The sequence below is a fragment of the Chryseobacterium sp. SNU WT5 genome (assembly GCF_007362475.1).
Lineage (GTDB): Bacteria > Bacteroidota > Bacteroidia > Flavobacteriales > Weeksellaceae > Kaistella.
In genome coordinates, this window is the sequence record NZ_CP041687.1 from 539201 (window position 1) to 563030 (window position 23830).

Here is a 23830-nt window from a genome sequence, read left to right on the forward strand (position 1 = left end):
TTATAAAATTAATACGCTGAAATTAAAGAGGGCAAATTAAAAGCGGGAAACTATTTTTCTGTAAATTAGTTCTCTGAAAACTCAAACATTATCAACCTCAAAATCATTCAACATTCTACCAATGGAAACCAGAATAAATATATCAAAAGTAGACCCGAAAGCCTACGAAGCCATGATTGGCTTGGAGAAATATCTTATGCAAAGCGGCTTGGATAAAACGCTGTATGAACTTATTAAAACAAGAGCTTCCCAAATCAATGGCTGCGCATATTGTCTTAACATGCACACTAGAGATGCTATGGAGCTTGGTGAAACACCTCAACGGTTATTTTTATTAGACGCCTGGAGAGAAACAAAACTTTTTACAGACAAAGAAAGAGCGGTTTTAGCCTTAACAGAATCCATGACTTTGCTTTCAAACGGTCAAGTTACAGATGATATTTACAAAAATGCGGAAACTCATTTAACACCAAATGAACTGGCGGCAGTAATCATGGCAGTAGTCGCGATTAACGGCTGGAACCGGATAGCAATCACTACAAGAACGCTTCTGGATTAGAAAAATATTCCTTTTTATAAAATCAGTTGAAGTTAAATTTCTGAACATCAAAAAAAAGCACTTGCCGACTTTAATAAGATTTGATGAACTAAATCCTTTTCTTGCATATTTTCAAAAAATTTTTATCGCTACTTTTAAGATGTGAAAATAGAAATTCGCATAGTCAGCAGTTGCCAGATCATACTTAAATAATAAATCATTCTTATTGTGAATACCGAAGAACTCCTATTAAAACTAACTGAATTAAACGAATTAAGTCAGCAACTAATCACTCCTGAAGAGGAGCGATTAGAAATGCTAAGCACTGTGACCAATTATGCTAATCAGTTTATAAAGGAACTTGATACCGTTAAAGCTTATCACCAGAAAGAGCCCCATTCTTTAGAAATTACGAATCAAAAAAAATCGTTGACTGAACTTTTAGACTTGTATCAGAAGCAAGTTGTAGAAACAGGCATTAACGCAGCTTCTGGAAAACATATGGGATATATTCCAGGAGGTGGAGTTTTTACTGTAGCGCTGGCCGATTTTATTGCTGCTATTACCAATCCATTTGCAAGTGTTCATTATGCCTCGCCGGGTGCAACCACTATTGAAAATGAAGTAATCAATTGGTTAAAAACTACCTTTCTATTTCCAGAGAGTTCAGTAGGTTGTTTATCTTCTGGCGGGTCAATTTCTACTTTGATTGCATTTACTGCTGCCCGTGATCATCATAAAGTAAAGAATGAATTCATTCAGAAAAACGTAGTCTATTTAAGTGAACAGGTACACCATTCCAGCCAAAAAGCCTTGCGGATTATTGGTTTAGAAGATATTATTATTCGATATGTTTCTTTAGACCACAATCACAAAATAAAAACAAAATCTTTAGAAGACCTGATCCAGAAAGATATTGCTGCCGGACTTCAACCCTTTATGGTCGTTGCAACCGCAGGAACTACAGATACAGGAACGATCGATCCTTTGGATGAAATTGCTAAAATCTCCAGGAATTATAAAATGTGGTTTCACGTAGATGCCGCGTACGGAGGCTTTTTCATCATGACTTCAAAAAAAGAACTTTTCAAGGGTATTGAAAAAGCAGATTCATTGATCATTGATCCACACAAAGGATTGTTTATTCCTTATGGTGTAGGAGCTGTACTAGTCAAGAACAGCGATGCTGTTTTGCACTCTAACTATTATACAGCCAATTATATGCAAGACGGAGCAAATGAAGAAATGCTCAAAAGCCCTGCAAATATTTCTCCAGAATTGACAAAACATTTTAGAGGCCTTCGCGTATGGTTACCTTTACAAATGCATGGAATTGATCCACTTATTGCTTGTCTGGAGGAAAAATTATTACTGGTTCATTATTTTAGAAATCAACTTGCGGAACTTGGCTTTCATTTAGGACCAGAACCCGACTTGTCAATTAGTTATTTTTATTATCCTTTTGAAACCGATGCTGATCAAAAAAACAAAAAGTTAATGGATGAAATACATGCTAATGGCTCTGTGTTTTTAAGCTCATCCATTATTGACAAACGTTTTGTAATAAGAATCGCTATCCTGGCATTCAGAACAAAAAAAGAAACTGTTGATGAAGCAGTAGAAATGATTAAAAAATGTCTACATAAAGTGAAATAACTACTTTAACAATCTCTTCGTAAACAAGGTCAGATTTTGCTTTTTGATATATATTCGTTATTGTTTTACTATTAAAAAGATCTTATTTACGTACCAACTTTATTTGTTTATTATTTCTTTTGAGCGTCACTCTCTAAACAGATTTTTTCTGTCAAACAAACACTCAAGCTTTCGTCGTAATTGAGGTAGCAATTTTAACAAAATTCTCAGTAAAAATCTAGAAGAATTAAAACATTACCCCCGAAACAAAAAGAAATCATCCTTCATATCTTCAATTTGTGCATCTTCATTGGTGATGATGTAATCGATGGCTTTGATAGTGAATTCATTTCCTTTTTCCGTCAGAGAAACAACGTCGTTATCAATGATGAACAAGTTGTTTTTTAATCCCAAATTGAGGACCGTTTTGCTGCGGACTTTTTGCCAGTTGATATGTTCATTAAGGTGATTGACATGACGTTCTTCTACTTCTTGATGATTTTTAAGATGCAGAATAAAAGTGATTAAAGAAACTTCAATACGCTGTTGTTTTTCACGATATAACACCGCAATTAAACCTTTGCTTGGTGCAAATAAGTACACGATAAAAAAGACCACACCCAACATCGTGGCAATACTTCCCGCGATGGACGCATCCAGATAATTAGCAGCCCAATAACCTGCAATCGCACTGAAGACTCCAAAGAAACAAGCCAACACAATCATTTTGGTTAAGTTGGTCGTCAGCAAATAAGCCGAAGCTGCTGGCGCAATCATTAAGGCCACGACCAAAATTGCTCCAACGGCATCAAAAGCACCAACAGTCGTTACCGAAGCCACACTCATTAAACCGTAATGAATGATGGCTGGCGAAAAGCCTAAAGAAGTAGCTAGTCCTGCATCAAAAGTACTCATCTTCAATTCTTTATAAAAGGCAAATAAAAGCGTGAGTGTCAGCACCAAAATAACTCCGATCACCCACAATGATTTCGGACCTAGATCCAATCCATCGTAATAAATACGATCGAACGGCGTAAAAGCCAATTCCCCTAAAAGCACGGCATCAATATCGAGATGCACATCATTGGCATATTTTGCAATCATGATAACACCGATACTGAACAGCGCCGGAAAAACCAAACCGATAGCGGTATCTTCTTTGACCAGTTTTGTCTGTTGAATTTTTTCGACCAAAACAACGGTCAATACTCCAGTCAAAGCGGCTAGTAGAATAAGTAATGGCGAATTCAAATCCTGAGTGATAAAAAACCCAACTACAATTCCAGGTAAAATGGAATGACTGATGGCATCGCTTATCATGGCCATTTTCCGCAGCACCAAAAACGTTCCCGGGATGGCGCAGGCAATCGCAACTAAACTGGCGATCAACTGTATTTCTAATTGGGCACTACTCATCCTTCAGGTTTTGGTTATACATATTAGTCGCAGCTTCTACGCCTTCCGGAGTCAGACTCCACATTTCTCCCTGTAAGATCACATAATTTTTGCTCACTAACTTTTGCAGACCTTTTCGGCTATATCCCTGGAAATTATTCAAAATTTTAATAGCGTGCGGATGCGAAACATCTTCATGATCTTCCACAATATGATACATAAAGGTTAAGGTTTTTTGTAATTCTAAATCGTTTCGGTTCTGAATCAATCTTATTTGTCTGAATAAAAGTCCTCGCTTGGGAGAAAATATAAAAGAAAAGAGTACAAAAACGGAAGCGACTAACACAATCACAGGTCCCGTTGATAAATTATTTTGGGTTGAGCTGATTGCGGTTCCGAAAACTCCTGCGGCAGCCCCTATAATTGCGGCCAGAAAAACCATTATCCCTAAACTATTCGTCCATTGTCTGGCGGCAGCGGCAGGTGCTAAAAGCATGGCGCTCATTAAAACTACCCCAACGGTTTGCAAACCTAAGACTATCGCCAACACAATAAAAGTCGTAATTAAAATGTCGATAAACTTGACATTAAAACCTAAAGTATGCGCATAATCTTTATCAAAAAGTAAAATTTTAAATTCTTTCCAGAACAGCAACAGAACGATCAAACATAAACCAGTGATAATACTCATTAACCAAACATCGCTTTCTACCAAAGTGGCAGCTTGACCGAACAGATATTTGTCTAACCCAGCTTGATTGGCATTGGGTTGTTTCTGAATAAAAGTCAACAATAAAATTCCGAATCCAAAGAAGACGGAAAGGATTAATCCTAAAGCAGTATCTGATTTTAAATGGGTCTTTGTCGTAATTCCCCGAATCCAAAAAGTCCCGACAAGTCCACTGATCAAGGCTCCAATTAAAAGAACATTCGTGTCTTTGGAACCCGTAATTAAAAAAGCCAAGGCAATTCCAGGTAAGGCAGCGTGAGAAATAGCATCGCCTAATAAACTCTGTTTCCGCAAGACCGCAAAACTTCCCAACATTCCAGTGACTCCACCCAAAATGGCAGTTCCCAATGTGATAGTACGTAAGGTGTAATCACTAAAAACGAGTTTTATGTATTCTAGTATATCCATCTTATTTCTGAATACTCACTTTGTAGTTGATGCCGTAAGTCTTGGTTAAATTATCATCGTTGAAAATATCTTTGACCGGACCAGTCGCAATTTTCTTCACATTTAAAAAAGTCACCCAATCAAAATATTCTGGGACTGTTTGCAGATCATGATGAACGACCACTACTGTTTTATTGGCTTTTCGAAGTTCTTTTAAAATATTGATAATCGCTACTTCAGTAGTTGCATCAACCCCTTGAAAAGGTTCATCCATAAAATAAATTTCTGCATCCTGAACCAAAGCGCGTGCTAAGAAAATTCTTTGTTGTTGACCACCAGAAAGCTGGCTGATTTGCCGACTTTTAAAAGAAAGCATTCCGACTTTCTCGAGTGCTTCCAAAGCTTTTTTCTTCTCAGATGCTCCCGGACGTTTAATCCAACCCAAACTTCCATAAGTTCCCATCATGACCACGTCTAGTGCTGTGGTTGGAAAATCCCAGTCGACACTCCCTTTTTGGGGAACATAAGCGACTTTTTTGCGCTGAGAATCATACGGTTTATCAAAAATAGTAACGCTGCCTGCGATAGGTTTTAGAATTCCTAGAATGGCTTTGATTAAGGTTGATTTCCCGGCACCATTTGGCCCCACGATCGCCATCAAAACTCCTTCCGGAATTTGTAAATCAATATCCCAAAGTACAGGTTTGTAGTTGTAAGCTACCGTGAGATCATCTACTTTAACTGCTATTTTTTCCATTATTTAAGCGAATTAACGATAGTGTGAACATTAAATTTAAACATGCCGATATAAGTTCCTTCTGGCGTACCTGGATTTCCCAAAGCATCAGAAAACAAAGTTCCACCAATCACTACATTATGGTTTTTGGAATTGACTGCGGCTTGCAGAGCTTCTACTGTGCGTTTCGGAACCGAGCTTTCTATAAAGACTGCTTTTACTTTATGATCGATAATGTAAGCAGCTGTTTTCTGAACATCCTGCACCCCAGCTTCGGTCGCTGTAGACAAACCTTGTAAACCAACGACATCAAATTGATACGCTCGTCCAAAATATGAAAAAGCATCGTGAGCAGTTACCAAACGTCGCTTCTCAACAGGAAGAGTTGCGATCTCAGCTTCAATTTCCTCTTTTAACGCTTTTAATTTTAGCAAATAGGCTTTCGCATTAGCTTGAAAAACCGCTTTATGTTCTGGTCGCGCTTTTGAAAGCTGATCTGCGACAAACACAGTAATTTTTCCCCAGTTGGTCACATCAAACCAAATATGTGGATCGTAGTTCGACGCAAAAAGAGTGGAACCAATCAGATCTTTTTTATCCAAAGCATCTGAAACAGCCACTGTTTTAATATTTTGTTTTTGCATTTTCTCAAAAACCTCCACTAATTTGCCTTCCAGATGCAAACCACCATACAGAATCATATCGGCATTAGAAAGTTTTGAAACGTCGCCTTCACTGGCTTTGTAAAGATGCGGATCAACTCCGGCACCCATCAAACCCTGCACCACCACTTTGTCACCGCCAATATTTTCTACGAGATCAGTAATCATGGAAGTTGTAGTTACAATGTGGAATTTGTCGTCTTGGGGTTTGGTGTCCTTACAACCAATTAGAAAAACGCTTAAAAAAGCGATAAGTATATATTGTTTCATTAATCTAACATTTGTGGCGAAGTTATAAAAAAAAGATGGTTTACGACCAATAAAATAATGAAACACAACAAATTAAAGGTGAATAATTAAAAAAATATACTGTTTAAAATTCTGAAATTACATTGGTGAAGCCAGCGATTCAGTTCAATTTCGCGCTCCATGTTATAATCCTATCTTTGCCGAAAATTAAAAATATGGAGTGGATTTATGAGCCGTGGCCGTGGTATGTGGCAGGACCGATGATTGCCTTAACGATGTTCCTGTTGCTTTACATGGGAAAACATTTTGGAATGTCGTCGAATTTAAGAACGATGTGCGCAGTTGGTGGAGCTGGAAAAATCTCAACGTTCTTTCAATTTGACTGGAAAAAAGAGCGTTGGAATTTGATGGTTATTGTAGGTGCGATCATTGGCGGATTTTTAGTTTCTACTTTCATGTCGAATAACGTGGTAGAAATCAATCCAGAAATTGCCACTCAACTTTCAGAAAAATACGGAATCGAGAGCGCAAACAGTGCTTATTTACCCACGGAAATATTTAATACCGAAAACCTTTCTAATCCTTTTATCCTTGGAATTTTACTTTTGGGTGGATTCTTAGTTGGTTTCGGTGCCCGATATGCTGGTGGTTGCACTTCAGGTCACGCTATTTCTGGGTTGAGTAATCTACAAGTTCCTTCATTGATTGCTGTTGTGGGCTTTTTTGTTGGAGGCTTGGTGATGATTCATTTATTATATCCTTTTATTTTCGGACAATGAGATATTTAAAATTTTTAGCAGTAGGTATATTTTTCGGAATTGTGATGTACAAATCAGAAGCAGCCTCTTGGTTTAGAATCTACGAGATGTTTCATTTTGCTTCTTTTCACATGTATGGAATCATCGGCTCTGCAGTAATTATTGGAATCATCGGTGTTCAAATTATTAAAAGAAAAGATTTGAAAACAGTCGAAAATAAAGAAATGCATTTAAGTCCAAAAAATCCAGGAATCTACAGGTATTTAATCGGCGGTATTATTTTCGGCTTAGGTTGGGCCTTGACAGGAGCATGTCCGGGACCGATGTTTGTTTTGGCAGGTGCAGGATTCTACTCTATTTTAGTCGTGATCGTGGGATCCATTTTGGGAACTTTTGTTTACGGACTTTTACATAAAAAACTACCGCATTAAAAAATTCAGTTATAAATAAATTCTGTACAGAACTTGACTGCAAAAAAGGAGCATCACCTTGTTAAAGACTTCGACTCTATAAATTTAACAAAGAAAAATTTCTCAATAAAAAAACGGCACCGAAAGGTGCCGTTTGTCAATTAATGCGTCTTAAGATTATTTAAAATCTTCAGCTGTAGCTTTGTTGAGCTCATACGATTGCACATCCAACTGCATATCCTGCCCCATTTGATTTACTTTGATCGTAAAGGGTAATTTTACTCCTTCCACCTCTTTGTAATTAGAATAAAAAGTAGGAATTTCAACTTCCTGACCTTGCATTTTTTGCTTTTTAACTTCACCAACTTTTAAACCCGTTTTCACGTCATAATAGTAAGTTGCATCTGCAGATTTAACCGCGTAAGCATCAGCGCCCTCAATTTTTTCGATGCCACCAAGAGTCAAATCTTTAGAAGTTGCAAAAGTCATTTCCGGGAAAAGGTCTTTTTCTTTGGCATAAGCTGCTTGCATTTCTGCTGGCATATCCATTTTATTACCTTGCTGTTCCATGTATCCTTTGGTACCATCGTAAGTCATTTTCTGTACGGTATTCCCCATCATGGTCACTACCAGATTCATTTTCCCTCCAGTTGCCTGCGTATTTTTAATACCTAATTCCATTCCTTGCATTTTGGTAGTAGAAACGGAAGTGATAGAAGTGATTTTCGATACTTTATCTTTTCCTCCAATCGCTGCGATATATTTGTCTGCTACACCCGCCAACGTTACACTGGCATCTACTTTTTTAACTGCTGGTTTTGCAACCGGATTTCCATAAGCATCAAAATATTTTACTGGATAACCCAATGTATCTAATTGATCTGCAAACTGACTCGTTTTACCTGCTACAAATATTCTCATATTATTAGGCTTGATAAAATAGTCAGAAGCTTTCTGAACTTGATCAATCGTTAAAGCATCTACAGATTTCAAATAATTAGTATAAAAATCTTTCGGTAAATCCTGCGTAATTAAATTCAATGCGAATCTAGCTACAGTTTCCGGTCTCTCCAAGGATAAGATAAAACTCCCTTTCAGCTTCTCTTTTGCATTATGCAATTCATCAGCTTTAATGGTTTTAATTCCCTTTATTTCGGTCATGAATTCTTTGATCGCTTTGTCGGTTACTTCACCTCGCACACTTGCGTTACCACCAAAATTAGAATCATATTTAGAGGTGCTCAAAGAGGTATAAGCTCCATAAGTATAGCCATTTTTCTCCCGAAGATTCATGTTCACACGAGTTTCTAAACTTCCACCTCCTAAAATATAATTAGCGGTAGTTGCCGCAAAATAATTAGGATCTTTCATTTTTAAAGGATGGAGATCTCCTAATAAAATAACGGACTGTGCAGCCGTCGGAACATCCACTACATCAATTTCTGTCGTAGCAACATTCGTAAATTTAGGTAAAGGTTGAAATTTATAGTCTGATTTCTTCCAGCCGTCGAAGGCTTTTTCAATCATCTTTTTTACATCATTGAACTTCACATCCCCAATCACGACTAAGTAACCATTGTTAGGTGCGTAAGATTTCTTGTAAGAATCCTGCACATCAGCTAAGGTAATAGCATTTAAAGTTTGTTCTGTTTCGAACTCACCCATCGCTGTATTTTTACCGTAGGTTAATGCGGTAAATACACGATTTCCTATTACCTGTGCGTTTAATTCGTTCGATTTTAAACCTGTAATGCTTCTTTCTTTTGCCTTAGCAAGCTCATCAGCAGAAAATTTTGCATCGGTAATACCTGCAGCAAAAAGATTTAAGATCTCTGGATAATATTTTGAAAGGGTATTTGCATAAGCTCCGTTTGCTCCATAATTAATGGAAGCTCCTAGAAAATCTACTTTTTTATTAAAGTCATCTTTAGAAATTTTAGAAGTTCCGCTCCCCAAAAGGTTAGCCATAATCCCACTAACACCTGCCTTGTTTCCTTCTATCATCGGTGGATGATCAAAGGTTAAAGTGGTATTTACTCTTGGTAATTTATGATCTTCTACAACCAATACCGTCAAACCGTTTTTTAGTTTAAAAGTTTGTGGCGTTGTGATGTTTACCGTAGGTGTTGGTCCAGGAGTTGGCATTTTATTAAGATCAATAACCTGTGCACTCATAAAGCCAGAAACAAAAAATACGGCTGCGATACTATATAATGATTTTTTCATTTTCGATTATTTTTTTTCTGGTAAATAATTAATAATAACTCTCTGATTGCTGTTCAAATATTTTTTAGCAGCTTCACGAATATCTTCACGTGTAATTTTTCGGTAGATTTCAATTTCTTTATTAATTAAATTGGTGTCGCCCTGTAAAACGTGATTCGTAGCCAAAGAACTTGCAATTCCCTGAATACTGGAATTAGCGTTTACAAACTGATTTTCAAACTGATTTTGAAGCTTTTGATAATCTTCTTCACTGATCAAATTCGTTTGAAGTTTTTTCACCTCTGCATCAATGTCTGCTCTCAATGTAGCTTCTGTAGTTGCTCCCATTGGAATTGCAAAAAAAGCAAAAACACTGTAATCTTCCTGACCTAAATTAATAGCCTGAACTTCCAGTGCTTTTTTCTCCTGATCAACCAATTTTTTGTACAATACAGAAGATTTACCTGTACTTAGATAAGATGAAACCATATCCAATACTTTCGAATCTCTCGTTTTATTACCTGGAGTTCTGTAAGTATAAAGGTAGGCCGGTAGTTGAATATTAGGATCGGTATAGGTCATTACTGACTCTTTAGTAATAGGATCCTCCTGAGGGAAATTTCTTACAATTGGAGCTCCTTTAGGAATGGTAGAGAAATAAGTATTGATTAATTTCTTCGTCTCTACTGGATCAATATCTCCCGCTACTACTAAGGTCGCGTTATTAGGAACATAATATTTTTTGAAGAAAGTTAAAAATTCTTCTAATTTCGCGGAATCCAAATCTTCCATTTCACCGATCGTAGTACTTTTGTACGGGTGTTTTTTAAACAAACCAGTCTTAATAGCTTTTAAAATATTACCATAAGGTTGATTGTCTACACGCAGTCTTTTTTCCTCTTTTACCACTTCATTTTGAGTATCTACTCCGATCTGATTGATTACAGGATGTCTCAAACGCTCCGATTCCATCCATAAACCTAACTGTAAATTGTTAGAAGGAAATGTTTCGTAATAATACGTACGGTCATCAGAGGTATTCGCATTATTAGAACCTCCGTTGGCCCCCACAATCTTCATCCATTCACCACGTTTGATGTTTGGCGTTCCTTCAAAGAGTAAATGTTCGAAAAAGTGAGCAAAACCAGTACGGTTTGCGATTTCATCTTTTGCACCTACATGATACATCACTGCGGTAGTGACCACTGGTGCTTTATTGTCCTGATGAAGAATAACATGCATGCCATTCGGCAAATCATATTCTTCAAATTTAATTTCCTGAGCCTGTGACAAAACTCCCAAAAGAAGAAGGCCAAAAGCTGAAAAAGATTTTTTTATCATAATTTTATATTATTTCTATTTACTATAAGTAGCAGATTTGCATAAAAAGTTACATTATCATACCGAATTTTATCCTACAAACTGAATTGGTAATGATTTCTATAATCAACCTGTAAATTTTGCTATCTACATTATCAATTAAGATCGAGACTAATTTGCTCATTTTCAATACCAAAGTGGCTTCGTTTATATTTTGATACAACAACACCCTCGCTGAGGAATTTGTTTTGTTTCTCTCTTATTTTCTCCAGAAGACAACACCATCTAAAAAAAATAATACGGTTTCCAATTTCCTGTTAGTCTGGAATCTTCACCCTATTTTCTTGCAAAATTGAAAGCGTTTACGATAATCAAAGACAGCATCAATCAAAAACCCTCTTAAATTGCTTTTTGTTTGGGACCCTAATTCGTCCTACCTTCGCCCTTTTTTTTATATTGTTTCAGTTCAACAACCGCAAAATAAAAGAGAGTTCCGTTCAGGCTCCCCCAAGTCTTCGTACATAACAAGATTTGAATGTAGTTTTCAATTAATATTATAAATAATAATGGTCTTTGTGTATATTTGAAAATTAGCAAGCTTAACAAAAATACAGGAGTAGAATAACATTTCATGAAAATAATTCCACCTTATAAATTACCAGCGAAATTCTGAACCAATAAATGAGGCTAAAGAAGAAAGATTATAGTTTCACCTTACGTTAATTTTAACAATTGGGATAGAATAAAAAAGGAGATTTAAATATATAATTTTATATAAGATTAGATAATGAAAACTTGTATAGACTGTCAAGGACTTGGCAAAAAGAAGCGACGCATCAAAAAGAGTATTCGGCTTCGCTATCAAGTCGCTTTAGCTGAATTTGAAAAATCAAATGGGGAGATACCTCCGCCAATTCGTCCCGAAGCCCAATCATACACTTGCGAAAGCTGTTCGGGTTCCGGGTTAATTGCTTCTGAAAATTTTCCAGTTCCAAATACCGAAAACTATCCACACGTCGCCATAATTGGTGGCGGAATTGGTGGCGTCGCGCTTGCAGTTGCCTGTTTACATCGTGGAATTCCGTTTACGCTTTATGAACGCGATCGTAGTTTCGATGAAAGATCCCAAGGTTACGGACTAACGCTACAACAAGCCAGTAAAGCCATTGATGGATTTGGAATTTTCAACTTGCAGAAAGGTGTTATTTCGACCCGACATCTGGTTCATACTCCAGAGGGAAAAGTCGTGGGAGAATGGGGAATGCGAAAATGGTTGGACACGGATGTAAAATCCACGCCGAAACGCACCAACGTTCATGTCGCTCGCCAAGCTTTACGTCAAGCGCTTCTCGATCAACTTGGTACAACCCAAGTTCAATGGGCACATCAATTGGTAGATTTTAAAGAGACTAGTGATGGTAAAATAGATCTCACTTTTCAAGTAAACGGAAAAACAAAAAATACCCGGGCAGATCTTTTGGTCGGAGCAGATGGAATAAGAAGTGCAGTCCGAAACTTATTAATTGGCGAAGAAGCTTCTCCTTTACGCTATTTAGGTTGCATTGTGATTTTAGGTATTTGTCCGCTCAGTGAATTAGCAGAGGTCGAAAGTTCTTTACTCGATTCCGCCACCGTTTTTCAAACCGCCAATGGCAATGAGCGGATCTACATAATGCCTTATGATTCCGACTCTGTTATGTGGCAATTGAGTTTCCCAATGACTGAAGCCGAAGCCAAAACATTGAGTGCAAAAGGACCACACGCTCTGAAAGAAGCAGCCATTCGACGTACGCCGTGGCACCAACCTATTCCTCGTATTTTAGCAACCACGAATGAAACTCAGATTTCAGGATACCCTGTGTACGACCGTGCTTTACTCACCTCAGCATTATTAGAAAACGCGGGATCCATCTCTTTAATAGGTGATGCTGCACATCCCATGAGTCCCTTCAAAGGTCAGGGAGCCAACCAAGCACTACTCGACGCTCTTTCACTCGCCCGTACTATTTCAAAAGGCTGCAAACCCTTATCTCATTGGAGGGAAAAGGGATTAAGGGAAACTGTTCTAAATAAATTCGAAACGGAAATGCTAGCCCGAAGCGCTACCAAAGTCGAAGATTCAGCCGCAGCAGCAGAATTCCTTCATTCGGAAATTGCCCTTTACGAGGGTAACGAACCGCGCGGAAGGGTCTTAAAAAGAAAAGAATCTTAGTAATCTTTGATCTGATTGAGCGCCTGTTTCCATTCTCTGTTTTTAAAACAAGGAACGAGTTTCGTTTGTTTAATAAAATAACAATAGAATGATCAATTATTGTTTTTCTAGCCCACGTTTAACAACTGCAAAAAAGGATTTCCACTGCGGCTGGTTCGCAGCAGATTATTCTTAAAAAATTGAGTTCCTAAATTAAATTTTCGTAAGAATTCCTAAGGATAATAATTCTATTTGTTAATCTGATGTTAAACTGTGTTCAAATTTTCATGATTGGCGTGGTATAAGCTATCTTTAAATAAGAGTAAAAACCTTACTTAAAAAATATTAAAAATAGAATAATATGGAAATTTTAATCAATACCGATCACAACGTTTCAGGAAGTGAAAAAATCAGATCTTATATGACCGCTGATCTAGAAACCTCTTTCGAAAGATTTAGTGATCATTTAACCAGGCTGGAAGTGAAGATCAGCGACGAAAATGCGGGTAAAGAAGGTGAAAATGATAAAAAATGTGTATTGGAAGCACGAATCAAAGGAATGCAGCCCTTAGTCGTAACCAGCCACGGGAATTCTATCGATCAAGCCTTGTCTGAAGCGACTACTAAAATGAAAACCTCTCTGGATTCTACCATGGGAAAATTAAGAAGCTATTAGAATTTAAAATAAAATGAAATTAGAATAAATGACGTGTTTATCGCCTTTTTAAGTGCCTCATAAATTCTCAGAATCTTAAATAATTATAAATTAGCATTTACAAAAAAGCACAATTTCTTGCGAAATTGTGCTTTAAAAATAAATTAAACTGGAAAATTAATCTTCCATGGCTTCGCCATTTTTTCTGTAGATATAACTTCCGTAGATGTGTCTTCTTGCAAAACGACTTGGCGAATCTGCGTTGATCATTTTGATATATGTATTTCTGGGAACACCGATGTATTCATATTTTTTACCATTCAAATGCTGAACTTTCAAAATCGCTTTTTCATATTCAAAATCCTGAATATTCGATTTTGAGATGGTTTCGGTATATTCTTCTTTGTATTTTTCTTGTGTTTCAGGGTTAATGCTCACCAAAAAATGGTAGGCCTCAATCACTGTTTTACTTTTTTCTTCTGCTGCCAGCTTCCCTTCTTCGTCATTCACAAATTTATCAGGATGCGCATCTTTCATCGTATTTCTGTAAATTGTTTTTAAATCTTTTAAAGTAGCGGTTTTATCAACGCCTAGAAGCTTTCTGTGCTCTCCAACTCTTTTCATATGTAAATATTTACCGAATTTATAATATCATTTACAATCGTGTTTTTAAATCTATTGAGAATGAATTGCGACTGCACTTACAGATATTTATTTCGGGGTGCAAAATTAAGTAATTAATTTTAAATATTACTATACTAAGACTGCTGATTTTGAAGAACTTAATCAATAGAATATCAGCATCATAATTTAAAGAATACCGTTGATTTTCAGATGTTTTAAAAAATGGTAAAAGAAAAATATATTCAATTGACAGTAATCAATACAATTTCTGTCAATTTCTCTGTTGTAAAACCTTTATTTCTACCTACCTCATTACTCCTTCCGGAAACTTAACTTTGTCTGGCGACCCGTTCAGTTTGGGCAAGGCATATTTTAAAATTCTGTTTCTTCTTCCCGTCGTATCGGTAGGTTCTACAGGATAAGAAATCACGGCTTCCATCCAGGCATATGCGTTATTTCGGAAATATACCGCTGGCTTCCACTTCTTGTGTCTCTGCAAGTCAATCGTAGGATATTTTTCTTTGAAATCTCGTTCTACAGCTTCTAACAAGCAATCTTCTACCAACTGTAAATCACTGGAATACGCAATTTGAAGAGCAGTTTCATTCCAAATAAAAGGAACTTGTGGACCTGAATAATTGATAATCTCTTCACGTAAAATTAAACTATTGGGAAAGCGAATGGTTCTTCCACTGCGTCGGTCATTGCCCAAATAATCTCCACTGCATTCTAAAATTGAAGTATCTAAATAGTTGATCTCTACTACATCTCCACGAAATCCTTTTATCTGAATTCGATCACCTACTAAATAAGAACGTCGTAAAATCAAATAAATCCAGGCGATAAAAGAAGAAATAGGAGCCTGTAAAGCAAAACCTAAAACCAATGAAATCAAACCAAAACTTACAGCGGCAGCGTACAAATTTTGAAACAAAAAAGAAGCAGCGACAATGAGGCTAAAAACTAAAGCAAGGAATTTTACAATTCGTAAAAGATTGTAGCGATCACCTTCTAAATGGTTCTGACTGTAAATGAGTTGCTCAATAAACTTACTAATCAGAAAAATAACAGAGATCAAAAATAAACTCAAACTCAACTTTCTGATGAAAGGAATATATTCTCCCCAAGAAATGAAAATAGGTAAATTAACAAGGTAATAAATAGCGATAAGCGCTACGGCAATAGATGCATAAATGATGATCCATTTTTTGTTATTCTGTTTGTCCATAAAGTGATAATTCAGATTTAAATCAGCTCAAAAACATGTTTAAAATTATTTGAGGAAATAAAGGTAAAAAATTATTAAACAAAAATTGTACAATGAATAACTAGGCCAAAGATATAATTATTAAATCTTCGATAACCCCACTTTCCTATCTCTCGATTTCCCTCAAAATTCTTACCTTTGCCTCTTAAAAATTAGCAAGAAAATGAACGCTTTTATTGAAGAACTGAAATGGCGCAGCTTGTTTGCCGACATGATGCCTGGAACCGAAGATCAACTGAATAAGGAAATGACCACCGCCTATATCGGCTTCGATCCCACAGCAGATTCGTTGCATATTGGGAGTTTAATTCCGATTAAAGTATTAGCGCATTTTCAACAACACGGCCATAAACCCATCGCTTTGGTCGGCGGTGCGACGGGTATGATTGGAGATCCTTCTGGAAAATCCAATGAACGTAATGCTTTGGACGAAGAAACGCTGAACCACTATGTAAGTTGTTTAAAAGCTCAGTTGTCTAAATTTTTAAATTTCGAGGGGTCTGAAACCAACAATGCCGAATTAGTGAACAATTACGACTGGATGAAAGAAATTTCTTTTTTGGAATTCATTCGCGATATCGGGAAGAACATTACCGTCAATTATATGATGGCCAAAGAGTCTGTAAAAAAAAGAATTACGGGCGAAGGTGGTGCAGAAGGAATGAGCTTCACCGAATTCTCTTACCAGTTATTACAAGGGTACGATTTCCTGCATTTATACAAAGAAAAAAACGTAAGACTCCAAATGGGTGGCTCTGATCAATGGGGAAATATCACCACTGGCACAGAATTGATCCGTCGTAAAGTTCAGGGAGAAGCTTTTGCTTTGACCGTTCCCTTAATTACCAAAGCCGACGGTTCCAAATTTGGAAAATCAGAAGCTGGTGAAAATTATTGGCTGGATCCCAAGAGAACTTCACCGTATAAATTTTATCAATTTTGGTTGAATGCGACTGATGATGATGCAGAACGATTTATTAAATTCTATACTTTCTTAAGCAAAGAAGAAATAGAAGCTTTAATCGATGATCACAAAACTGCACCCCACGAAAGAAAATTACAGAAAAAACTGGCGGAAGAAGTAACGGTTTGGGTTCACAATCGCGAAGAATATGAGAAAGCAGTAAAAGCATCTGAAATATTATTCGGTCGTTCAACCGCTGAAGATCTCGTGAAGCTGGATGAAGCTACCTTCTTGGAAGTTTTCGAAGGAGTTCCGCAAACAGAAATTTCTAAAAACGAAGTTGTCGGAAGCAATGTGATTGATTTAATTTCTGAAAAATCAGGATTCTTAAAATCTAAAGGTGAAGCGAAAAGAGAAGTGACAAGTAATGCAATTTCTATTAACAAGGAAAAAATTACCGAAACATTTGCAGTTACAGAAAAAGACCTCATCGACGGGAAATTTTTGTTATTACAAAAAGGAAAAAAGAATTATTTCATCGTAAAAGCAGTATAATTAAAACCAAGTAACAATTAACATAAGATTGTGAGAGCCGGATGATTTCCGGCTTTCTTATTTAATGTTTTCATCGTATCTTTGTACCCTAATATTATACTATGGTTATCATCCTATTTATCGTAGTCCTGTGGTATTCAGGACTTTTTTTTCAGACTTTTTTCCTGCACCGCTACGCAGCTCATCAATCTTTCAAAATGTCAAAATTTGGAGAGAAATTGTGCTATGTTTTAACTTGGGTAACGCAAGGTTCTAATTATCTTTCTGCTTATGGATATGGCGTTATGCACAGAATGCACCACGCTTATGCTGATACCGAAAAAGATCCGCATTCCCCAAAATACGACGACAATTTATTTACGATGATGTGGAGAACTAAGAAAATATATGCCAACATCAACAGTCAGAAAGCAATTATAGAAGAAAAATTTACCAAAAACGTTCCTCAGTGGGCCACGTTCGATAAGTTCGCCAGCTCTTGGGGTTCTCGATTAGCATGGGGAATTGCTTATACTGTATTTTTCTATTTCTTCGCAACTGCTTGGTGGCAGTGGCTTTTGTTGCCTGTTGCTTACATGATGGCGCCTATTCACGGTGTGATTATCAACTGGTTTGCACACATTTATGGTTATACCAATTTCAAAGTTTCTGATACTTCTAAAAACCTGTTGCGTTTCGATTGGTTAATGATGGGTGAAGCCTATCATAACAATCACCACAAACATGGCGGAAGAGCCAACTTCGGCGGCGTAAGATGGCATGAAATGGATGTGACTTATCAGATCATGATTTTGCTGGACAAAATGAAACTGATCAAGCTAAATCCAGTAACTGTTGTAAAAAGAGAGCATTAAAAAGTAAAAACCGAGTTTTAAAATCGGTTTTTTTGTGCTAACTACATAGGTATACTTTAACTGGGAATTTGAATCTCCGGTTGTAGTTGGTGTACAAATTCAATAAGGAATGGAAATTCCCTTATCTCTTTATCCACCATAAACCCATTGTAAGTAGTAACGTCCAGATCAATCTCACGCGGTGCATTTTTATTTGAAGTTCTTACTCTCCCTAATAAGGCTTCAATCTGTTTTAAATGCATCTTTACTTCTGATAAACTTTTTTTTGTGTTCAGCAGAACGGCACCATTGAGAAATTCTGGCTGGTCTTCAAATTTTAATGGTTTTGTTTTAATGAAAGCAGAACGATGCATGATAAATCCTATTTGTTGCAGGAGCGTTAACGCTTTGTTAAAATTTTCCTCTGAATTTATATTAGAACCCAAAGCTATAATTGCAGTATTATAACGGTCTCTACCATCAATCTGCACCATCACATTATCCGCAAAACGTAGAGCATGAGGTTTTTCAACTTGTACCTTAATATTTTGAAGTTGTGCACCGACAGATTGGATATGGTCGTAAATTTTCTCTGCCATAGATTCTATGAGATGAAAGCTTTTATGATCTACCAAATCAATAATCCCTTTCGTAATATTTTTATAATCTACGGCATTTTCCACATGGTCCGTTTGGGACGCTAAGGAAGTATCATATTTAAAAGAAAATGAAATAATGACATCCTGTAACTTTTCGGTTTCCCAATCGATAAAACCTATAAATGCTCTCAGACGTAAATTTTCTACTCGGACTATGGATAATTTTGGATTATAATTTGACCCCATATTTTTCTGAATTTAATTATGATTACCTGCTTCTTTACTGAAATTACTAATTAACCAAAAAGATCGCAAACATTTTTAACTATTGGTTATCATTATGATTGCACTGGTTTCAATTGGCAATAGCTACCTTAAAAAAAGTGCATTTTAAACAAGATGTTCTCCACCATCAATATATAGAATTTGTCCGGTAAAAAACTGACTGTCCAAAATAAACTGGACTGCTTTCAAAATTTCCTCTAAATTACCTATCGTTTTCAGTGGGATATCCTTTGCTAAATTTAAAAGGTAACTTTCATCTTTACCTTCCGGTGGTAGAATTAATCCTGGAGCAATTCCATTTACCCGAATATGTGGTGCCAGTTCTACCGCAGAAATTTTGGTGAAATCTTTTAGTAATTTTTTGCTCAAAATATAATCCAGATGGACCGTGCTGTTTTTAGCAACTTTGGTATCAACAAAGTTAATGACATTTCCTTTACCGAAGACCTTTGCGAAAGCTTTGGTAAGAAGATAAGGGATTTTAAAATTAATCGTCATTTCTTTATCCAAAAGATCACTGCCCTCTTCTTTAAAACTGGATTTAATAAAATCAGACGCACAATTCACCAAAACATCAACCTTTATTTTCTTTTTTTTTAAATCTTGGAGAATTTGATCAAAATTATTTTCTTTCAAAAAATTAATTTGAAGCAATTCTACCTTAAGACCACTATAAATTGATTCAATTTCATCTTTTAGTTTTTCGGCTTTTTCTCTCGATGAATTATAATGTAAGACTAAATTATAATCTTGTTTGGCTAAATGTACAGCGACCGCTTTCCCGATTCTGTCGGCACTTCCCGTTACTAAAGCATAATTTTTCATATTTATCATGGACTACATCATGCTCAAGCTAATAACTTCGATCAAGCATAATAAATTGATTACTTAAAATAGGTTTTAAAAACCTTCTTTTACTATAAATTCTTCTGTTATTCCTAATGCTTTCAATTGCTCTTCAACCGCTTTCATCATGGGCGGAGGACCGCAGAGATAATAATATTTTAATTGCTTTTCGGAATACTTTTTAATTAATTCCGAAGAAATATATCCGTATTCGTATCCTTCTATCTTTTCTTTTGATAATACATTGATGAAATTCTTGCCTAGCAGCTCGTGATAATGATCTTCTAAAATAATATCTGCTTTTTCTTTATTTGCAAAGATGAGTTTGTTCCCATCAATTTGATTTTGTTTTTCTAACTTTTTCAAGATGGCAATAAATGGTGTAATTCCTGCGCCACCCGCAATAAAAATCCCTGGTCCTTTAAAATAGATATCTCCGAAAGGACTATAAATAAGAACCTCATCTCCGGGTTTCGCAGAAAGCAACTCATTGGTCATCCCCTGATGTTCAGGATACGTTTTAATAGTAAATTCTATATCTTCTTCTGGCAAAGAAGTAAAAGTAAAGCAATTCTTCTTCTCGCTCCAATCTGGTTTATTAAGGCCAATGTCTACGGCCTGCCCGGGCATGTAAGTTAAACCTTGCGGCTTTTCAAGAACAACACAAAGAACATCATGCGTAAGATGCTCAATCGATTTAATTTTAGTGATTTGCGACATGGCTACTTATTTAGGATTATAAATATACGATAAAAGAAGGGGGTTTTCTAAAACTTCGGGTACAATTTGGGTTTCTCAGCAGGATTGAATTCTGCTATTATTATCGTAATTGATTATCTTTGCTTCATGGATTTACAATACCTCGTACGCGAACCTCAAAATATTACTTCAAAAACACCCTTACTAATTTTATTGCACGGGTATGGCAGTAATGAGGAAGATCTTTTCAGTTTTGAACCTACTTTGCCTGAAGACTGGTTAATAGTAAGCTTTAGAGCGCCCTTAAAAAGCGATTACGAAGGATATTCCTGGTATGACATTGATTTAATGAATGAAGAAAACAGAATTGATGTAGCACAGGCAAAAGAGTCCATCGAAACAATCCTGGAAAATATAATGAAGATCTCTAACCAATATGGATTAACAGAAAACCAAACCCATCTGGCGGGCTTTTCGCAGGGCGGAATTCTAAGCTATGCGCTTGCACTGAACCATCCAGAATTATTTTCTAAAGTTGCGTGCCTGAGTTGTTATCCTGAAGACAAATTACTTGCTACTATCGTAAAAGATAAAAAAAAGATTGAAAAATTAAGATTTTTCATTTCACATGGATCTGATGATGCCATCATTCCAATTGAATGGGGAAGAAAAGCGGCAGATCTATTATATGATTTAGGTGGATATTTTTCTTTCCGTGAATATATGAGCGGACACGGTGTGAATCAGAAGAACTATATGGATCTAATGGATTTCTTTAAAAAATAAATTCAATTGTGCTGAGCTGTTAAGGTTCAATACTAGTCGAGTTTTTGACTTCTTTAATCATAAAAGAGCTTTGTGTACTTGCAATATGCTGAAGGTTCGTCAATTTACTTACCATAAATTCGCGGTATTCTGCAATATCGCGCACACAAATCTTTAGAATATAATCGTAGTCACCCGACACATGAAAACATTCCAAGACTTCTGAAAATTGCATGATCTCGTTTTCAAACTGGGCAATATATTCTTTCTTGTGTTGAATTAACTTTACATGACAGAGAACGATAAAATTTTTGTTGAGGAGCTCTTTGCTGACCAGCGCCACATATTTTTCAATAATGCGTTGCTTTTCCAACTTCTTTATACGTTCAAAAACTGCTGTAACAGACAGATGTAACTCAGCAGCAAGCTGTTTGGTGGTTTTTTTTGAATCATCCTGCAACAATAGCAGCAATTTTCTATCTTTTGAATCCAGCATTTTTGTAATATTTTCTAATTTAATTATAAAACACCCTCAAATATAAAATAATTATCGGCCAATATTCGATATTGTAGTTATATTTTCTAAAATTAACCTTTCCTCTTGTTTTTTCATTGGTATAGTTGGACTTTTATCGAAACAAAAATAACTTCATGGAAGACTTTAATCCAGCCAATAATATTCAAGACTTACAGTATTTCGGTGAATTCGGTGGTGTAAACCCATCAATTTCAGACAGCTCTACCTATACTTTTCTATCAGCTAAGACCATGTTCGACACTTTTGAAGGGAATACAGAAGGTTGTTATTTATACTCACGTCACTCCTCACCAAGCAATCTTTATTTAGGTGAAGCTTTGGCACAAATGGAAGGAACTGAAAGTGCAAACGTAACTGCTTCAGGAATGGGTGCAATTACCTCTACCCTACTTCAGCTGTGTAAAAGTGGTCATCATATAATTTCGAGCAGAACGATTTATGGTGGAACTTATGCATTCATGAAAAATTTCCTACCAGATTTTAATATCAAAACTTCTTTTGTTGACATTACCGATTTATCAATTGTAGAAAATGCAATTAATGAAAATACAAAAGTAATTTTCTGCGAAACGGTTAGCAACCCTCTATTAGAAGTTGCAGATCTCTTTGGTTTGGCGGCGATTGCAAAAAAACATAATATTAAACTTGTTGTTGATAATACCTTTTCTCCACTTTCAATTTCGCCTACTAAATTAGGTACAGATATAACCATTCACAGTTTAACAAAATTTATTAACGGAAGCAGCGACGCCGTTGCGGGAGTAGTTTGTGCTTCTTCTCAATTCGTCAATGATTTAAAAGATGTGAATTCTGGAGCGTGTATGTTGTTAGGTCCAACTTTGGATAGTTTGCGCGCTTCCAGCATTCTCAAAAATTTGAGAACTCTACACCTTCGAATTAGGAAACATAGCGAGAACGCACAATTTTTAGCTGAGAAGTTCGAGAAGGATGGTTTATTGGTAAAATATCCAGGACTGAAAAGTCACAAACAACATGACTTATTTACAAGCATGATGAATACTGAATACGGCTATGGTGGCTTGCTTACCCTAGATGTGAAAACAGTAGAAAAAGCGAATCAATTAATGGAATTGATGCAAAAGGAAAATCTAGGATACTTAGCGGTAAGTTTAGGATTCTATAAAACCCTATTTTCTGCATCAGGAAGTTCAACTTCTTCGGAAATCCCTGAAGATGAACAAAAAGAAATGGGACTATCCCAAGGCCTTATCAGAATGTCTGTTGGATTAGACCACGATATTCAAAGAACATACGACAAGATGAAATGGTGTATGCAGCAAGTGCACCTCTTACCATAAAGTTTATAATGATGAAATAAATTTTTTCTTAAAACAACCACAATTTTGTGGTTGTTTTTTTCGTTGCTTCCCAATTATTTATTAGTTTTTATAGGTAGAATGGTTACATATCGAATGTATTAGGATGTACTTTACTTATTTCTTTAACGGTACCTAAAACTTTGTCTTTTAAAGAATTTTGGTAGATTTCTAATCGATTTGAAATCTCGTGATCACAAGATCCTAAAATCTTAGCGGCTAAAATCCCAGCATTCATAGCTCCATTCAAAGCTACAGTTGCTACTGGAATTCCCGACGGCATTTGCAAAATAGACAAAATAGAATCCCAACCGTCGATTGAATTAGAAGATAAAATTGGAACACCTATTACTGGCAACGTGGTACAACTGGCAACCATTCCTGGTAAATGCGCTGCGCCTCCTGCTCCCGCTATAAGAACTTTTAAACCACGAGCTTTCGCAGATTTGGCATAGTCAAACATTCTTTCCGGCGTTCTATGTGCAGAAACCACGGTTAATTCATAAGGGATTTCCAATGACTTTAAAAATTCTGCCGCCTGTTCCATCACTTGCAGATCACTTTGACTGCCCATTATTATTCCTACCATTTTTAGTATCAATTTTAAGAATCAAAGTTAAGGAAATTTAAGCGTTTTCAAATTACATTCAAAATTTTGCTTGCAAATCATTTAACTAGCATTAAAAGAAACTTTCAACAGCCAATAC

Annotated in this window: 23 protein-coding genes; 10 read left to right on the forward strand and 13 right to left on the reverse strand. The window is 36.2% G+C overall.

Going from position 1 to position 23830, the window contains the following annotated elements; translation table 11 throughout:
* Positions 1–121 precede the first annotated feature (121 nt).
* Together FNJ88_RS02555 and FNJ88_RS02560 are read left to right on the forward strand one after the other, a co-directional pair.
* The gene (locus tag FNJ88_RS02555) at positions 122–559 is read left to right on the forward strand and encodes a carboxymuconolactone decarboxylase family protein (RefSeq protein ID WP_143851596.1); all 438 of its coding nucleotides are present in this window, start codon (positions 122–124) and stop codon (positions 557–559) included.
* Between the two features lie 207 nt (positions 560–766).
* A complete protein-coding gene (locus FNJ88_RS02560) occupies positions 767–2194 on the forward strand; it encodes a pyridoxal phosphate-dependent decarboxylase family protein (protein ID WP_228414557.1) in 1428 nt (475 codons plus the stop codon).
* A gap of 234 nt (positions 2195–2428) precedes the next feature.
* On the opposite strand, the gene FNJ88_RS02565 is transcribed toward FNJ88_RS02560, so the two are convergent.
* From FNJ88_RS02565 to FNJ88_RS02580, 4 genes are read right to left on the reverse strand one after another with little or no spacing between them, the layout of a single operon-like run.
* Entirely contained in the window at positions 2429–3589 is a 1161-nt protein-coding gene (locus tag FNJ88_RS02565; protein WP_143851597.1) for a metal ABC transporter permease, read from the reverse strand.
* The gene (locus FNJ88_RS02570) at positions 3582–4706 is read right to left on the reverse strand and encodes a metal ABC transporter permease (RefSeq protein ID WP_143851598.1); all 1125 of its coding nucleotides are present in this window, start codon (positions 4704–4706) and stop codon (positions 3582–3584) included. Before FNJ88_RS02570 ends, FNJ88_RS02565 begins: the two co-directional genes overlap by 8 nt.
* Position 4707: 1 nt before the next feature.
* Positions 4708–5442 carry a metal ABC transporter ATP-binding protein gene (locus FNJ88_RS02575; RefSeq protein ID WP_143851599.1) on the reverse strand — a complete coding sequence of 245 codons (735 nt, stop codon included), beginning with the start codon at positions 5440–5442 and terminating at the stop codon, positions 4708–4710.
* Positions 5442–6353: a metal ABC transporter solute-binding protein, Zn/Mn family gene (locus FNJ88_RS02580; RefSeq protein ID WP_143851600.1), complete on the reverse strand. Its 912-nt coding sequence runs from the start codon at positions 6351–6353 to the stop codon at positions 5442–5444. Before FNJ88_RS02580 ends, FNJ88_RS02575 begins: the two co-directional genes overlap by 1 nt.
* Before the next feature lie 194 nt (positions 6354–6547).
* Here FNJ88_RS02580 and FNJ88_RS02585 point away from each other — a divergent pair, with 194 nt between their 5' ends.
* Both FNJ88_RS02585 and FNJ88_RS02590 read left to right on the forward strand, forming a co-directional pair.
* On the forward strand, positions 6548–7111 hold the full coding sequence (locus FNJ88_RS02585) for a YeeE/YedE family protein (RefSeq protein ID WP_143851601.1): 564 nt from the start codon (positions 6548–6550) through the stop codon (positions 7109–7111).
* Positions 7108–7521, forward strand: coding sequence for a DUF6691 family protein (locus FNJ88_RS02590; RefSeq protein WP_143851602.1), 414 nt, complete (start codon positions 7108–7110; stop codon positions 7519–7521). Before FNJ88_RS02585 ends, FNJ88_RS02590 begins: the two co-directional genes overlap by 4 nt.
* Before the next feature lie 156 nt (positions 7522–7677).
* Here FNJ88_RS02590 and FNJ88_RS02595 read toward each other — a convergent pair whose 3' ends face one another.
* Positions 7678–9726 (reverse strand): M16 family metallopeptidase, encoded by a 2049-nt coding sequence (locus FNJ88_RS02595; RefSeq protein WP_143851603.1) that lies wholly within the window; start codon positions 9724–9726, stop codon positions 7678–7680.
* Between the two features lie 6 nt (positions 9727–9732).
* The gene (locus tag FNJ88_RS02600) at positions 9733–11046 is read right to left on the reverse strand and encodes a M16 family metallopeptidase (protein ID WP_143851604.1); all 1314 of its coding nucleotides are present in this window, start codon (positions 11044–11046) and stop codon (positions 9733–9735) included.
* 766 nt (positions 11047–11812) lie between these two features.
* Here FNJ88_RS02600 and FNJ88_RS02605 point away from each other — a divergent pair.
* Both FNJ88_RS02605 and FNJ88_RS02610 read left to right on the forward strand, forming a co-directional pair.
* Positions 11813–13237 (forward strand): FAD-dependent oxidoreductase, encoded by a 1425-nt coding sequence (locus FNJ88_RS02605; RefSeq protein ID WP_143851605.1) that lies wholly within the window; start codon positions 11813–11815, stop codon positions 13235–13237.
* Between the two features lie 340 nt (positions 13238–13577).
* Positions 13578–13892 (forward strand): HPF/RaiA family ribosome-associated protein, encoded by a 315-nt coding sequence (locus FNJ88_RS02610; protein WP_143851606.1) that lies wholly within the window; start codon positions 13578–13580, stop codon positions 13890–13892.
* A 156-nt stretch (positions 13893–14048) separates the two neighbouring features.
* Here FNJ88_RS02610 and FNJ88_RS02615 read toward each other — a convergent pair whose 3' ends face one another.
* Entirely contained in the window at positions 14049–14495 is a 447-nt protein-coding gene (locus FNJ88_RS02615; protein WP_143851607.1) for a KTSC domain-containing protein, read from the reverse strand.
* A gap of 304 nt (positions 14496–14799) precedes the next feature.
* Complete coding sequence (locus FNJ88_RS02620) at positions 14800–15723, reverse strand: mechanosensitive ion channel family protein (RefSeq protein WP_143851608.1); 924 nt, start codon at positions 15721–15723, stop codon at positions 14800–14802.
* A 202-nt stretch (positions 15724–15925) separates the two neighbouring features.
* Here FNJ88_RS02620 and tyrS point away from each other — a divergent pair, with 202 nt between their 5' ends.
* Positions 15926–17221: a tyrosine--tRNA ligase gene (tyrS, locus tag FNJ88_RS02625; protein WP_143851609.1), complete on the forward strand. Its 1296-nt coding sequence runs from the start codon at positions 15926–15928 to the stop codon at positions 17219–17221.
* A 101-nt stretch (positions 17222–17322) separates the two neighbouring features.
* The gene (locus FNJ88_RS02630) at positions 17323–18075 is read left to right on the forward strand and encodes an acyl-CoA desaturase (RefSeq protein WP_143851610.1); all 753 of its coding nucleotides are present in this window, start codon (positions 17323–17325) and stop codon (positions 18073–18075) included.
* A 56-nt stretch (positions 18076–18131) separates the two neighbouring features.
* On the opposite strand, the gene folB is transcribed toward FNJ88_RS02630, so the two are convergent.
* The 3 genes from folB to FNJ88_RS02645 form a co-directional block, all read right to left on the reverse strand.
* The gene (gene folB / locus FNJ88_RS02635) at positions 18132–18899 is read right to left on the reverse strand and encodes a dihydroneopterin aldolase (RefSeq protein WP_143851611.1); all 768 of its coding nucleotides are present in this window, start codon (positions 18897–18899) and stop codon (positions 18132–18134) included.
* A gap of 144 nt (positions 18900–19043) precedes the next feature.
* Entirely contained in the window at positions 19044–19763 is a 720-nt protein-coding gene (locus FNJ88_RS02640) for an SDR family oxidoreductase (RefSeq protein WP_185145848.1), read from the reverse strand.
* A gap of 75 nt (positions 19764–19838) precedes the next feature.
* Positions 19839–20504: an FAD-binding oxidoreductase gene (locus FNJ88_RS02645; protein WP_143851613.1), complete on the reverse strand. Its 666-nt coding sequence runs from the start codon at positions 20502–20504 to the stop codon at positions 19839–19841.
* Positions 20505–20630: 126 nt separating this feature from the next.
* Between FNJ88_RS02645 and FNJ88_RS02650 the strand changes: the two genes are divergently transcribed.
* Positions 20631–21269 (forward strand): alpha/beta hydrolase, encoded by a 639-nt coding sequence (locus tag FNJ88_RS02650; protein WP_143851614.1) that lies wholly within the window; start codon positions 20631–20633, stop codon positions 21267–21269.
* A 19-nt stretch (positions 21270–21288) separates the two neighbouring features.
* Here FNJ88_RS02650 and FNJ88_RS02655 read toward each other — a convergent pair whose 3' ends face one another.
* Positions 21289–21744 (reverse strand): Lrp/AsnC family transcriptional regulator, encoded by a 456-nt coding sequence (locus FNJ88_RS02655; RefSeq protein ID WP_143851615.1) that lies wholly within the window; start codon positions 21742–21744, stop codon positions 21289–21291.
* Positions 21745–21899: 155 nt separating this feature from the next.
* Here FNJ88_RS02655 and FNJ88_RS02660 point away from each other — a divergent pair, with 155 nt between their 5' ends.
* Positions 21900–23105, forward strand: a complete 1206-nt coding sequence (locus FNJ88_RS02660; protein WP_143851616.1) for an aminotransferase class I/II-fold pyridoxal phosphate-dependent enzyme — start codon at positions 21900–21902, stop codon at positions 23103–23105.
* 103 nt (positions 23106–23208) lie between these two features.
* Here the strand turns inward: FNJ88_RS02660 and purE are convergent, their stop codons facing one another.
* Entirely contained in the window at positions 23209–23712 is a 504-nt protein-coding gene (gene purE / locus FNJ88_RS02665; protein ID WP_143851617.1) for a 5-(carboxyamino)imidazole ribonucleotide mutase, read from the reverse strand.
* Positions 23713–23830: the final 118 nt, after the last annotated feature.